The sequence below is a fragment of the Paenibacillus xylanilyticus genome (genome assembly GCF_009664365.1).
GTDB classification, from domain to species: Bacteria; Bacillota; Bacilli; order Paenibacillales; family Paenibacillaceae; genus Paenibacillus; species Paenibacillus xylanilyticus_A.
In genome coordinates, this window is sequence record NZ_CP044310.1 from 830,389 (window position 1) to 844,470 (window position 14,082).

At 38.2% G+C, this 14,082-nt stretch carries 12 protein-coding genes; all 12 read left to right on the top strand.

All coding sequences use genetic code 11. From position 1 onward, the window contains the following. Positions 1-271: 271 nt before the first annotated feature. The 12 genes from F4V51_RS29225 to pglX all read left to right on the top strand — a co-directional run bounded on the left by F4V51_RS29225 (position 272) and on the right by pglX (position 14,069). Positions 272-403, top strand: coding sequence for a hypothetical protein (locus tag F4V51_RS29225; RefSeq protein WP_268893527.1), 132 nt, complete (start codon positions 272-274; stop codon positions 401-403). A gap of 47 nt (positions 404-450) precedes the next feature. After that, on the top strand, positions 451-624 hold the full coding sequence (locus F4V51_RS03855; protein WP_153976918.1) for a hypothetical protein: 174 nt from the start codon (positions 451-453) through the stop codon (positions 622-624). Between the two features lie 20 nt (positions 625-644). Then, positions 645-980, top strand: coding sequence for a hypothetical protein (locus F4V51_RS03860; RefSeq protein ID WP_153976919.1), 336 nt, complete (start codon positions 645-647; stop codon positions 978-980). 336 nt (positions 981-1,316) lie between these two features. After that, a complete protein-coding gene (locus F4V51_RS03865) occupies positions 1,317-1,766 on the top strand; it encodes a hypothetical protein (protein WP_153976920.1) in 450 nt (149 codons plus the stop codon). Positions 1,767-2,345: 579 nt separating this feature from the next. After that, the gene (locus tag F4V51_RS03870; protein WP_162009890.1) at positions 2,346-3,179 is read left to right on the top strand and encodes a PD-(D/E)XK nuclease family protein; all 834 of its coding nucleotides are present in this window, start codon (positions 2,346-2,348) and stop codon (positions 3,177-3,179) included. A 605-nt stretch (positions 3,180-3,784) separates the two neighbouring features. Beyond that, positions 3,785-4,291: a helix-turn-helix domain-containing protein gene (locus tag F4V51_RS03875; RefSeq protein WP_153976922.1), complete on the top strand. Its 507-nt coding sequence runs from the start codon at positions 3,785-3,787 to the stop codon at positions 4,289-4,291. Positions 4,292-4,348: 57 nt separating this feature from the next. After that, on the top strand, positions 4,349-5,299 hold the full coding sequence (locus F4V51_RS03880; protein WP_153976923.1) for a hypothetical protein: 951 nt from the start codon (positions 4,349-4,351) through the stop codon (positions 5,297-5,299). 101 nt (positions 5,300-5,400) lie between these two features. Continuing rightward, entirely contained in the window at positions 5,401-5,688 is a 288-nt protein-coding gene (locus F4V51_RS03885; protein ID WP_236146782.1) for a TIGR04540 family protein, read from the top strand. A gap of 3 nt (positions 5,689-5,691) precedes the next feature. After that, positions 5,692-6,291, top strand: a complete 600-nt coding sequence (locus F4V51_RS03890) for a DUF1819 family protein (RefSeq protein WP_153976925.1) — start codon at positions 5,692-5,694, stop codon at positions 6,289-6,291. Positions 6,292-6,294: 3 nt separating this feature from the next. Beyond that, the gene (locus tag F4V51_RS03895; RefSeq protein WP_153976926.1) at positions 6,295-6,861 is read left to right on the top strand and encodes a DUF1788 domain-containing protein; all 567 of its coding nucleotides are present in this window, start codon (positions 6,295-6,297) and stop codon (positions 6,859-6,861) included. An 18-nt stretch (positions 6,862-6,879) separates the two neighbouring features. Further along, a complete protein-coding gene (gene brxC / locus F4V51_RS03900) occupies positions 6,880-10,446 on the top strand; it encodes a BREX system P-loop protein BrxC (RefSeq protein ID WP_153976927.1) in 3,567 nt (1,188 codons plus the stop codon). A gap of 77 nt (positions 10,447-10,523) precedes the next feature. Continuing rightward, the gene (gene pglX, locus F4V51_RS03905) at positions 10,524-14,069 is read left to right on the top strand and encodes a BREX-1 system adenine-specific DNA-methyltransferase PglX (protein ID WP_153976928.1); all 3,546 of its coding nucleotides are present in this window, start codon (positions 10,524-10,526) and stop codon (positions 14,067-14,069) included. Positions 14,070-14,082 lie beyond the last annotated feature (13 nt).

Below are 14,082 nucleotides of genomic sequence, written 5' to 3' on the forward strand. Positions count from 1 at the left end.
AAAATAGAGGCTGATTTGAATGCAGTGATGGATTCAAAAAGCAATAAAGTTATAACAGTAACAATATTACATTTTTATTGACTGTCCCCCATTTCCAAATTAGTATTAGCAATGGAATAGTGTAGGGGAGGTGATCGGGAATGACTCCGATGCGTAGTAGTGTATTTAAAAATAACTCAATAAGAATCGAATGAACCACTTAGTCGAATGGCGGCTAAGTGGTTTTGTTTTTAATGGAGTTTTGATCGCAACAATATTGGAGGTGAAAACGGTGAAAATCGTGTTAGGAAGATTGAAGGAGCGGCAATTTGTACAGAGCATTGTGATTGAGATCGTGGCTGATCTAACCATGCTTTCAACAGGGATTATAATCGGCTACTATTTTAAGACGATGATGGTTTAAGAACAGGGGAGGGTGTAGAACCGCATGGCTATAAGGTTGGTAGTCAGTTGCTAATCGTATATATGGTTGAAATGACAGATGAAAAAAAGAAGGCTGTCGGTGATGCTGTTATGGATTTGGATGATGATGAGTTTATCATTCTGCTTCAATATAATCAGGCAATCTATGGAGATAAGAAAACTGGCAGGGTCGTTATCAGAGAGGTTATGAATTATTTTTGAAGGGTAGGGGGGAAGAATGCATGGGTAAACGATTAATTAAGGATGAAATCAGTTGGGAGTTGGGACAGGCATACGGCATGACGAAGGCTATCCAAAGATTTATGGATCATTACTTTGACCAGCTAAAGGCAGAGTATTTCAAGATGTTGCGGGAGATAAATGACCTGGATTTGGTTGATCAAATCAACGATGTCATATATACAACAAAACCGACACGAGATGATTGCATGTTAATGCTAAATTTGATTCATCAACAGCATATGGAGCAGATGAAGAGGAAACGAGAAGATAGTCAAACACCATCTGAGGATGCCAGCAAAATGACGAGAGGGGATAATGGTATGGGGAGAAAGTGAGTGATCTTGTGCCAGAGCTTGAGTAACAGGAATTAGACGGAGAACCTTGGGACATCCATACGAGCGGTGAGCATAAATGGGAATTGTGGGACGGAGTAGCCCTTTAATCCTGATGGAATCGATAGGGATCGTCTTACTGTCTGCTTGGTTTATAATATGGGGATACGACACTTTCTTGAGATATTGTATGCGGGTTCAAGGAGCATATTGAAGGATCTTATAGAAGCTGAGAACACAGACAGGGATAAAATAAACAATGTTATAATATGCGTAGAGTTGAAACCGCCAGGATATTCGATGTGATTGGTGGCTTTTTTATACTGATTGGGGGCTGGAATGTTGAAGTGGGATGAGGATTTCTTCAATCAATATATGGATGATCTTCAAATGCATTTGTTTGGGGGAATGAGCTTAGCAGAGATTATTGACTTGGCTAAAAGAGATCACCATAGAGCGATGCGGCTACTCAATCTGCATATCTTACGTAACAGAGTAGTATTTCACGATTTCTATAAGAGACGTGAGGAGCATGGGATTCAATCGATATTTGATCAGGTCATTTCAGCTCTATTTCATGAGATGGAGAGGAGCCCTGTAAAGCACGAGATTGTTAAGGTACTTGGAATCGAAGAAAGCATGATTGAAAGTAAGGTGGGAAAATATGAGCTTAAAGAGTTTCAGAAAGATCTCTTGGCATACGGAATGTACTGGAGGAAAAGGAAAGGCGACTTAGCCAACCTTAGACAAAAAATCCAGGACGAGAGGAATTTGGGGGAACTGGAGTAGTAGTTATGCAGATATTATGACCATATGCATAAGACATTCATAACAGTTATTAACAAGTGGAGATGTATTTATGTGGGACGCTTCAGTCCTTATGTATAAGTTAAGATAGAGTTATGAGGATGTACGAAACAGGTATGAAGATGTACGATCAATTGTGAACAATTCTAATCAAATGAAGAAGCGACTGTATTAGCCTGTGGATGAAACCTTAGTAACTAATCCTGACTCCACTATTTTACTGATTAATATTCCCCCTCAGTTGATACGGTGTGTGTGATTTCATTTAGACAAGCATTGTTTACGTCTCGAACGCTTGTTATAATTGAACCGAACGTATGTTCTTATAAAGGGGTGGAGATCTATATGCAGTACCGAGTCACACGAGACAATAATATATTCAGTAGTATTCAGAAGCATGCCTCCAGTATCAGGAATGGAGAGCGTGCTTTTTTTATATCGTTGTGATGAGAACGGTATAGGAATGAGTATTTGAAATGATTTTAGGTTATATGGAACCAAATCATGACAGGGCGTGCCTTATTTTGAATGTAAACAGTATGCGAGGGGGGAGTGAGGGAAGTGAATATAAAATATCCTGAGTTCTCATGGAGTTTGAGCCGCCATAAAACGTTATCCGAGTGTGCCCGTCGCTACTACTTCAGTTACTATGCCTCTCCCATTGGAAGACGAAGGAATGCGTCCAACCTCCAAAAGCATGCTTGGAGACTGAAGAATCTGCAATCACTGGCAATGGTCTTCGGCTCTTCAGTGCACGAACAAATACATCGAATTGTAAATTCATTAGATGAACTGAAGGAACTGCCTCTACAGCTTGAGATTATGGCGAATATAAGCTCAGACTTGAACAAATCTTATTGTGATTCAAAGTATCGCCAGAATCTATGGTTAGAGATGCCGAGTGATTATTTGATTTTGTCTGAAATCTACTTTGATGGTGAATTATCGCTTGAAGCAATTTCGGAATATCAACAAAGATTTCCAGATACAGTTCACAATCTAATTTCCTGCAATACGGTTAATGACTTGTTTCGGCGGCGGAAAGATACGAAATTGATAGCGTCAGAACGGTTCGGATTTATTGAAGTTAGGGGCGTTAAGGTTTGGATCGTAATGGATCTTTTGTACAGGCACTTGGGGAATGGAAAGTATGGTATAACTGATTTCAAGACTGGCAAGAGAAGTGAAAATGATCGAACACAGCTCGCCCTTTATGCCAAGTTCGTAAAAGAATCATTCCAGATCGTCACTGAGGATCAGATTGAGCTTCGGAACGAGTATCTAAACGATGGTTCATTTGTTTCATTCGCCCCAACTCGCTACGATTTTCAAAATATTGATTATCTCATTCATACCAGCATCGATTGGATGCAGTCTTACTTACAGGATATTTAGAATAATGTGCCGCTCGAAATGGAGGCGTTTGAGCAGACAAAGTACGAGCCAACGTGTAGGAGCTGTCAGTTTAGGGAGCTGTTTGGGAAAGCGTGAGCATTCTAAAAGTTGTATCTGGACGTTCGCTTTTGTAAACCTGAATGTTATTGCATCAATCCCTGAATGAAAAAGTTGTATCTAATTTACCTTCTATAAGGAAGCAGGATGAAATTCAGTACAACTTTTAGTTTTGATCAGAATTCTGGAGTAGATTTCCCAAGAGATTTTCATTGAAATCAGGAATTCAAATGTTGCCTAATACTTCAAGATGATTGAATTCCGTTGTCTTAAGACAACAGCTAAGTGTTACTGTATTGTCCCTTGAGTAATTGATAAAAACAATGTCTCAATAAATGAATTGTTGATTTAAACACCAAAGGAGATTGCCATTCTTCAACTGGTAATTCATTTGTTAAACGTCCAAAGACAACATCGTCTGCACTCATCAAAATTTAGATAACTGATGCTTCAAGTGTTATTGAAACGCAGGTCAATGCTTATGATAAAAGGTTCTACAGAACAAAGGATTCTCACTACGAGGAAAAGCAGAAAGGAGCCATTTAAGAATGGTAGATGACAAAAAGAAAGACAACACAGCTTCAGGTTTAGCAATTGAGGATGGCAACCATGTAGGAGGATATACAGTTTCGGAGAGCTTCGGAATCTTGATTCGACACTACAGAATGCGAGTGAAAAATCTCTCGCTAAAGCAACTGGAGGAAATGAGCCAAGTCTCAAGCTCTTATATTAATCGACTCGAACGAGGGGAAAAAACGTCGCCCACACTACCAGTCGTGTTTTCGCTTGCGGAGAGCCTCGATATCCCCTATTCCGTCTTAATGGCGACTATTTTCCAAAAGGCAGACGACAAAGGGCAAGCACCGCCTTCAATATCAGATGTGCTGATCCAAAGTAACTTCGCCTTGAACGATCAAGAGCTTAGTAAAGAAGCACGTTCCATTCTAATAACGATTAACGAGTTCATCGTGGATTGTAAGTGGGATGCTGGGACTAAAGTGAAGGAATTGTACATGCTGTCTGAGATGTTGGACGAGTTTAAAGCGGTTGTATAAATGGAAAAGCAGGGATGTGTTTTCGTTCCTTTTCTACTTTATGGAGTGTGATGATGAATGAGTAAAAACGGATCCGAGAAAGAATTTATTCTGACTCTGTTTCTCTTAAAGTATCCCGAATACCTGGAGGATCTAATTGGATGGAAGTTAGGGTTTGCGGAAGCAGAGGTTCCAATAGGCAGACGTAAAGTGGATATGTATGCGGTAAATGTGTCTCGGAGATTGCCAATATTCATTGAATCTCAGGTCAACCAATCGGATCAACGCCATTTAGAGAAAATACTTGAAATATTAGATGCAACTTCGGAGGGAACAATAATTTGGATTGCTTTAGGATTCGATGAGGGGCATCTTCGACGGGTTAAATCATACCTGAAGAGCCGTAAACACAAGTATATAAATTTTTGTGCCGTGTGTTTACATGAAGAAGCAATTGCGCGGGCAAGTGATCTTAACAAGCTGTACAAGCTTGACGTATGGGACAATTTAGATAATATTAGGGGTTCGGAATATCTTCCACTGAAACTATATGACTCTTATTCACAAGTTCCACCAACCCATACTGGACGAGTAGCTGTAACCAAAGATTATAATTTTGAGCGGGTTGAAGACATAAAGCAATACATGCTCGAAAAGTTTAGAGAATACGTGCCTTACTTAACCAATGTGTGGAAAGCAAAGAAGCACAATAGTCAAGATTGTCAGCTCTCGTTTGGTGGTGGTCGCAATGGTGTTAATTTCAAAGTGAGTGCCCGAAACAAATTTAGACTGGCATCGATTTATCTGCATTTTGAGCAATCTCAAGCGGAGTTGTATTATTTATTTGAGAGTAAGATACAGGAGCTTCAGAAAAATATACACCCTGTACTCATGGCGAAGGATCGAAAAATAGGATTAAGTTTTCATCCACAAGCTGAACTGGACGAAACAATTAGAAAGTTAGCCAATATCCTTGAGAAGATGTTAAAGGTAATGGGACCCGAATTGTATTTAGGAAAAAAGTGTTGACCTCGAACCGCTGAACAAGCGGTTTTTCTTTTTGGAGTGATCCTGTATACTAAAAAAGTAAGAGTAGAGTAATAATGAAGTATAAGCATTTTTTGTGCGAGGTGGTTAATTTGGAACTGAAACTTTTTTATAAAACCCAAAGGGAACTCGCTACGGCATTAAACGAGATCGTTGATGCTTATTGGGATAATACCGTAAGCGAAGATTCGCTAATGCAGAGTGTGTCGAATATGTACATAAACAACCCGAACAAGATTTTAAAGCAAGAACAGTTTACAACGATACTTAAACAACAATGCGGGAAGCGACGACTGGAGGTTGTCGAACGGGTACTATCAATGACTGGAATGATGAAGGATCAAAATACTATTGTAAAAGCAGGGAGTTGAGTTATGTCTACAGAATTAGAATATAGTGCTACATTAACAGGGGCTTCATTCCTATTTTTCGAGTTCAAGCAGGTCGTGAGCCTTAAAGTACAGGGCTTAAATGAGCAAGAGATAAGGGAGAAGGTACTATCAGAGAACTTATTTCAGTATCAGGTCAGTGCAAGCCTTAAAAGAAGCATACCGTCGGTAATACGGAGGACAAGCATTCTCGATAATACATTATGTCAGTTGGTGCTGGAGCATTCGCTGGAGTCGGGAAAGATTATCAACCTTTATGCCATAATGAAAACAGACAGGCTCTTTTATGAATTCATGAATGAGGTCATTCGTGAGAAGCTTGAATCGAATATTTATTTCTTGGAGAAGAAGGATCTTAATCTTTATTTTAACTCTAAAGCGGAGCAAGACGAAGGTATTGCTGGATGGACGGAACAAACCGTTACGAAGCTAAAGAATGTCATACAACGAATCTTACTTGAGTCAGGTGTGTTGAAGGACAAGAAGACAGGCGAGTTAAACAGGATTATGATGGACGAACAGTTGAAACAACATTTGATCCAAATCGGAGACATTGCTTATATTCGAGCAATGGGTGAGGTATAGCGTATGGCGAATATAAAAAGTAGGCTTGATAAAATAATACCGAAGATCAGAGAAGAGAAGTTCATTGAGGGCAGAGGCTTGGGGAACGAAATTAGCTTCTATGTCTTTGATTATGAGGCTGAGAACGAACTGTTGGTTCGGGATTATATCCAACATATATTGAGGGAGTTCGGTCATGAGGGTTCTGGACGCAGACTCATTGAGTTTGATTTATATAAGATGCTCATTGAGATCGCCAAGGAAAAAAGAATCTTTGATCGGATTCCTCAAATGGAAGAGAAGCAGGGGAAGGGTGCTTTGTTTAAAGCGATGGCTAACTTTGCAAAACCTGAAGTGTTTCTTCAAAAGATAAAGGAACAATTGGCCGATAATAATGTTGTGCTCATTACTGGTGTTGGAAAGGTGTATCCATTCGTACGTTCCCACAATATTCTTAACAATCTTCAAGAGGTGCTGGATAAAACTCCTGTCATTATGTTTTTCCCAGGGAAATACGATGGATTATCATTACGCTTATTTGATCGCTTCAAAGATGATAACTATTATAGAGCATTTCGTTTAGTGGATTAATTTCGAGGGGGAAGACTTGTGCAAATTAAAGACATGTTTGTAAAAGACATCGAACGTAGCATTAAAGGCGTAATCAAGGTCGCTCAGACGGATGAGAATAACATTTACCAAGAACTCGATGAGTATGTCGTGACACGAGAACTCAATAAGCACTTATCCAAATTTTATGAAAATTATCAGCAAGGCATCGATGGAAATACTGATAAAATGGGCGTTTGGATTTCGGGCTTCTTCGGTTCGGGTAAATCTCATTTTTTGAAAATTCTTGCTTACTTACTTGAGAACAAGAAGGCGAAAGATAAACGTGCAGTCGATTTCTTTATTGATAAAATTCAAGATCCAATTGTTCTCGCTAATATGAAAAGAACGGCTAATGTAGAAACTGAGGTCATCCTTTTTAACATCGATTCTAAAAGCTCTTTGGATAACAAGTCGAAAGAGGATGCGATCCTTCGGGTATTCACTAAAGTGTTCTACGAACACCAAGGGTTCTACGGTGATATTCCTGGTGTTGCAGAGATGGAAAAGTATCTGACCAAAGAAGGCGTATATGAAGACTTTAAGAGGGAGTTTAAAGCGGCGGCAGGCGAGGAATGGGTAGATCGTCGTAATACCTTCTATTTTGATGCTGATTATGTGATTGGAGCATTGACTAAGGTTACTACTATGTCCGAAGATACTGCTCGTAACTGGTTCGAGAATGGTGTAAACAACTTTGAGATCAGCATTGAGAAGTTCTCGAAGGACGTAAAAGAGTACATTGCTCAGAAAGGGAGCAACTTCCACCTCATTTTCCTGGTCGATGAGATTGGTCAATACATAGGTGACAGTAGACAACTGATGCTTAACTTGCAAACGCTGGCGGAGGATCTCGGAACACATTGCTCAGGCAAAGTATGGATTATGGTCACTTCACAGGAAAGTATTGATAGTATTGTGAAGGTGAAAGGTGATGACTTCTCTCGTATTCAAGGACGCTTCGATACCAGACTATCGCTTTCATCGATATCGGTTGATGAGGTTATCAAAAAGCGGATTCTTGAAAAGAAGGAGCATGTTGCCGATAAGTTGAAGCTTCTTTCTCATGAAAAGAGTGCTTCTCTTAAAAACCTGATTAGCTTTAAGGAAAGCACAGCGGATTTACGAGGCTTTGAAAATGATCTGGAGTTTGTGGATGTCTATCCGTTCCTTCCTTATCAATTCAAATTGCTTCAAAACGTTTTTGAACAAGTGCGTAAGCATGGCAGTTCAGGCAAGCACTTGTCCGAGGGTGAACGTTCAATGCTTTCGGCATTTAAAGAAGCTGGACTTCGTTATAAGGATCAGGAAGAAGGCGCACTCATCCCGTTTTATGCATTCTACGATACCATTAAGGAGTTCCTAAACCCTACAATCGCAAGGGTTATTGAAGGTGCATATGAGAACCCTGCCCTACGTGACGATGAGTTTAACATGGATCTGCTGAAAGTGCTGTTCATGATTAAATACATCAAAGAACTTCCAGCGAATATCGACAATATTGCTACACTTATGGTCACACAGATTGATGAAGATAAGTTGGCTTTGAAGGAAAAAATTAAGGTTGCTCTTCGCAAGCTGATTTCGCAGACACTCATTCAAAAGAACGGTGAATTCTATTTGTTCTTGACGGATGACGAGCAGGATATTAACCGTGAGATCAAAGCAATGAAGATTGAAGAAGATGTCCTCAAACGTGAACTTGCGAATTACATCTATCAAGACTTGTATGATGACAAGAGATACCGCTATTCGGCTCAGTATCAATTCCCGTACAATCAGAAGATGGACGAGAAGAACATCGGTAATCAAACATCGAGTATCGGAATCAATATTCTCTCGCCGCTGTCTGATCATTACGCAAAATCTGAACAAGAACTAATGCTTATGTCGTCTGGTACAGGCGAGATGATTCTGAAATTGGGTGCGAATGAGGCTTATGTTGAGGAGATGGAAGAGGTCCTAAAAATTGAGGAGTATCGGAAGAAGAAAAATCCGACTCAGCTTCCAGAGAGTATTCAGAACATCCTGAACAATAAACAAGCTGAAGCAAGAGATCGTAAGCGTCGTGTACGGGATATGCTGGAAGAGGCTATCAGGGGCGGTACGTTTTACATCAATGGCAGTAAAGCGGAGTTTAAGGGTTCGACAATTAAAGAGCGGATTAACGCTGGATTCCTTTTCTTAGTGGAAAATGTGTATACGAAGTTGGGATATGTAAAGAATTTTATGGAGTCGGAAAGGGATCTTCTCACGATTCTGCGGAGAAATACTGAACAATTGACTATTGATGGATCTTTAAATGCCAATGAACTTGCTATAAAAGAAGTTATGGACTTCATCAGCTTGCAGGATAGTATTCAAAAGCAAATACGTGTAAAAACACTGTTGGATCGCTACAAGGAAAAGCCTTATGGCTGGAAGGATCTCGATATAGCGGGTTTGATTGCGGAGTTAATGAAACAACAGCGGATTCGCTTGCGATTAAATTCAGAATACATGGAACCTGAAGATGGTAATATTCTAAATGCTTTGACCAAGGCGAGTGAGATCGATAAAGTAATTATCGTAAAGCGGCATTTCGTTGATGAGTCGTTATTGAGAGTTGCGAAAAACATTTGTAAGCAAGTGTTTAACAAAACGGATGTTGCTGATGACGAGGATGGTCTGATTAAGGATATTCGTCATCTTATTGATCAGCAAGTGATTGAGATCAAAGCACTCAAGAGCCGTTATGAAGGAAGAAAATATCCTGGTGCCAGTCTCCTCGACAAAGGACTTGAATACTTCGGTGATTTTACCAAAGGATTAGACAATGTATCGTTTTTCACCAAGCTTCGTGACCTGGAGGATAACCTCCTGGATTGGGAAGAAGACGTTACCTATGTGAAGAGTTTCTTTGCTTCTCAAAAGGATATTTTCGACAAAGGGCTTCGAGCGATTGATAAGTATAAAGAAAATGATGTTTACTTATCGGGCAACGAGATCAAAGGTTATGCTGACAAGTTGCAAGGGATCTTAACGGAAGTACAACCTTATCGCAAGATCAAGGATATTCCTGAGTTAGTAAATAAAATTGAAGAGCAGATTCAGGGAGTGCTTGAAGAAAAGAAAGTAGCGGCGAAAAATGTTATTCAAGTGGATATTAATTATCTAACGTTACGAGCGAATGAGGATGGGGTATCCGAGGATACAAAACAACGAGTTAAAGCCTATTACGAGAACCTGTTGAGTAGTATGATTGATCTTACCGATATCTTTAAGGTGGATGCAACAATAACACAAAGCTCAGCTTTCAAAGACAAACAAGAACTTATTATTAATCAAGAAATTCTTGAGTTTGAAGAGAAGCAACAAATGGAGCCTCCAGTTATAGGAAGTGGTAGAGAAGATAAACCTCCAGTCATAGTAAAGCATGTTTCTCAGAGGGAACGAGTGAAAGTGAATGACCTGCTTGCTACAAAGACTTTACGTACGGAAGCGGATGTGGATATGTTGCTGGACACATTGTCGGTAAAGCTGAAACAGATTATAAAGAGCAATAAACAAATCGAGTTTATTAATTAGTAGAGTGTGCCGTGGTCTAAGGTCACGGCATTCTCGCTATCTAAACACATTCCAATATGGGTTGGTGGACAGCAGATATGAATAAGACAGCACTAAAAAACTTTGCGACTAATGCACGAAAAGAATTGATTGAGAAAGTAAAAGCTAAGGCTTTTAGAATAGGGATTACTGAAGAAATCATAAAGAAAGCTCAATTCGAGAGTTCGGATGTTATATATATTGATGGAAAACAACTTTTAGCAACAGAGAAAAAACAACGGGAGAAACTTATTTCACGTATAAAGGAGATCGGGTATAAGCAAGTAGTCGAAGAAGTAGCATATACCTGGTTTAACCGTTTTACAGCATTACGTTTTATGGAGGTTAACAATTACCTTCCTTCCAAGGTAAAAGTGTTATCCTCCAGCAATCCTGAGAGTTCTGAACCTGATATTATCAAAGAAGCGTTAACGGTTGACTTAGATATTGATAAAGAGCTGGTTTATGAACTGAAGCTAAATAATAAGACAGAGGAATTATTTAAGTATTTGGTTATCAAGCAATGTAATAGTTTGAATACCACTCTTCCTTTCATGTTTGAGACAATCGATGATTATAAGGAAATTCTATTTCCTGATGGGGTGCTGGCGAAGGATTCATTTCTTCGTGAAATGACTAATGTGTCATCTATTCCAGAATCAGATTGGGAACAAGTTGAGGTTATTGGCTGGCTTTATCAATTTTATATTTCTGATGAAAAAGATAGGGTTTTTAAAGAAAAGGCGAAGTTTAAAGCTGAAGAAATTCCATATGCAACACAACTCTTTACACCTGATTGGATTGTCCGATATATGGTGCAAAATTCTCTTGGGCGTTACTGGATTGAAGCACATTCTGAACACAAGGATTTAAAAGAAAATTGGGAGTTCTATCTTGAAGAAAAAAATCAAGAATCTGATTTGGAGAAAAAGTTATCTCCATTTATTAACAAAGAATTGAACGTTGAGGACATAAAATGTTTCGATCCTGCAATGGGAAGCGGTCATATTCTTGTTTATATGTTTGATGTGCTTTATGAAATTTATTGTAAATGCGGGTATGTAGAACGTGAAATACCAAAACTTATAATTGAAAACAACTTATTTGGACTTGATATTGACGATCGTGCTTATCAACTTGCTTGTTTTTCAGTTGTTATGAAAGCTATGGAATATAACAAACGTTTCTTTAGAAGTATTGAAAAAGAAGGATTGCGGCTGAATTTGGCTTCTATCCAAGAATCAAATAGTCTTACAAAAGAAGAAATTACGTTTATAGCTGGGGAGAATATCGGAAACAAGTTTGATCAAACAAAAGAGTTCATTGAACTGTTTAAAGAAGCAAAGACAATTGGTTCTCTAATTAAAGTAAGTGTTTACCCACGTGAACTATTAGAAAGTAGATTGAAAATTATCAAGGAACAACCAGTTGATGATTTGTTTATGATGGCAACAAGAGAGAAATCCATAGAACTTCTATCACAATTAATAAAACAAGCTAATATCATGTTCAATCATTACGATGTTCTCATCACCAATCCACCCTATATGAGTTCAAAAAATATGAATGCTGTCTTATCAACTTTTTTAGGTAAGCATTACCCCGAATCAAAAGCGGATTTGTTTGCATCCTTTATGGAAATTGACCATTATTTGAAAGATTATAGTTTTTATGCAAGTATTAATCAGCATTCATGGATGTTCTTGTCAAGTTTTGAAAAATTAAGAAGAAAGGTGATTTTAAATAAGTCAATCGATACTATGTTGCACTTAGGTCCAAGAGCATTTGAGGAAATAGGTGGAGAAGTAGTTCAATCCACAGCCTTTGTACTCCGAAATGTTGCTGTAGAACAAAATAAGGGGATTTATGTTCGCTTGACTGATGAAAAGACAGCAAAAGAAAAAAGAGAAAAAACATTAGAGATTTCTCAAAATTCGGCAGTATCCTATCGATATTTATTCGATCAAAAGGACTTTGAAAAGATCCCAGGGTGTCCAATTGCTTATTGGGCCTCTAAATCTATTCAAAACATGTTTTTTGAAAATTCATCTTTATCTGAAATTGCCGAACCGAGACTTGGGATGGCAACTGCAGACAATAATAGATTTTTGAGGTATTGGTACGAGGTTGATATAAATACAATAAAATTTTCTGCTGTTAGTAGAGAGGAAGCGAAGTATAGTAACTGTAGATGGTTTCCTTACAATAAGGGTGGGGAGTTCAGAAAGTGGTATGGTAATAATGAATATGTTGTAGATTGGGAGGCTGATGGCAAAAGGATTAGAAATTTTGTTGATGAAAAAGGAAAAGTTAGGTCACATAATTTTAACTTGGAGTATATATTTAATCCTTCTATTACATGGTCTGCACTTAGTTCAGGTTCATTTAGTTCAAGGTATTCTCCTCAAGGATACTTATTTGATAATGCAGGATCTTCTTTATTTTGCAATGACATAAATTCTTTATATATTATTCTGGGGTTTCTTTCAACCAAGATTATCGACCGATTGTTTCCTTTGATTAATCCAACACTTAATTATCAACCAGGAACAATTGGTACTATTCCTATGAAAATGTCATTAAACGAAAATGAAATTAACAGTATCACCACTATTGTAAAAGAAAATATTGAAATTGCGAAAAGAGAGTGGGATTCCTTTGAGATATCTTGGGGATTTTTACGTCATCCGTTATTAAAAGAAAACAACAATATAACAAACATAAAGTCGGCATTCTTAATGTGGAATAAATACAACGATACTCAGTATGACAAGCTAAAAAATAACGAGGTAGAGTTGAACAAACTTTTCATTAATATTTATAACTTGCAGAATGAGTTGCGTCCTTTAATCGATGATAAAGATTTATCATTTAGAAAAGCAAATATAGAGAGAGAAATTAAGAGTTTTATCTCTTATGCTGTTGGATGTATGTTTGGAAGATATTCACTTGATGAATTAGGTATTGTCTATGCAGGGGGGAAGTTTGAACCCGAAGTGTACCAAACATTCAAACCAGATAGTGATGGTGTAATCCCTATTTTATCAGGTGTATACTTTGAGGACGATATAGTATCCAAATTCATCGATTTTGTTTTAATAACATTTGGTGAAGAAACAATAACTGAGAATCTGGAGTATATCGCTGATGCAATTGGTAAGAAAGAAGGTGAAACAGCCAAGGAAATGCTGAGAAAATACTTTATTAATGATTTCTTTAAGGATCACCTCCAAACATATAAGAAGAAACCAATTTATTGGTTATTTACATCAGGCAAGCAAAAGGCATTTAACTGTCTAATCTATATGCACCGTTACGATAAGTCTACTCTTTCGAGAATCAGAACGGATTATCTGCATGAACTTCAAATTCGGATGGAAGCAGAGAAGAAAACTCTTCTTGATATTATTAATGGAGAAGGTGCGACAAAAGAAATCACCAATGCGAAAAAAGAGCTGAAGTCACTTGAATTGAAGATTGAGGAACTTCGTGCTTACGATGAGAAGCTTCATCACATGGCAGACATGCAAATTGAGATAGATCTCGACGACGGCGTTGCTATAAACTATGCTAAATTTGAAGGCTTACTCGCTCCAATCAAATAAATTGGGTACAATG

Coding starts and splice junctions, on each gene's coding strand:
- F4V51_RS03880 (WP_153976923.1), top strand. CDS start 4,349: ATGAGTAAAAACGGATCCGAGAAAGAATTTATTCTGACTCTGTTTCTC.
- F4V51_RS03860 (WP_153976919.1), top strand. CDS start 645: ATGGGTAAACGATTAATTAAGGATGAAATCAGTTGGGAGTTGGGACAG.
- F4V51_RS03865 (WP_153976920.1), top strand. CDS start 1,317: ATGTTGAAGTGGGATGAGGATTTCTTCAATCAATATATGGATGATCTT.
- F4V51_RS03890 (WP_153976925.1), top strand. CDS start 5,692: ATGTCTACAGAATTAGAATATAGTGCTACATTAACAGGGGCTTCATTC.
- F4V51_RS03875 (WP_153976922.1), top strand. CDS start 3,785: ATGGTAGATGACAAAAAGAAAGACAACACAGCTTCAGGTTTAGCAATT.
- pglX (WP_153976928.1), top strand. CDS start 10,524: ATGAATAAGACAGCACTAAAAAACTTTGCGACTAATGCACGAAAAGAA.
- F4V51_RS03895 (WP_153976926.1), top strand. CDS start 6,295: ATGGCGAATATAAAAAGTAGGCTTGATAAAATAATACCGAAGATCAGA.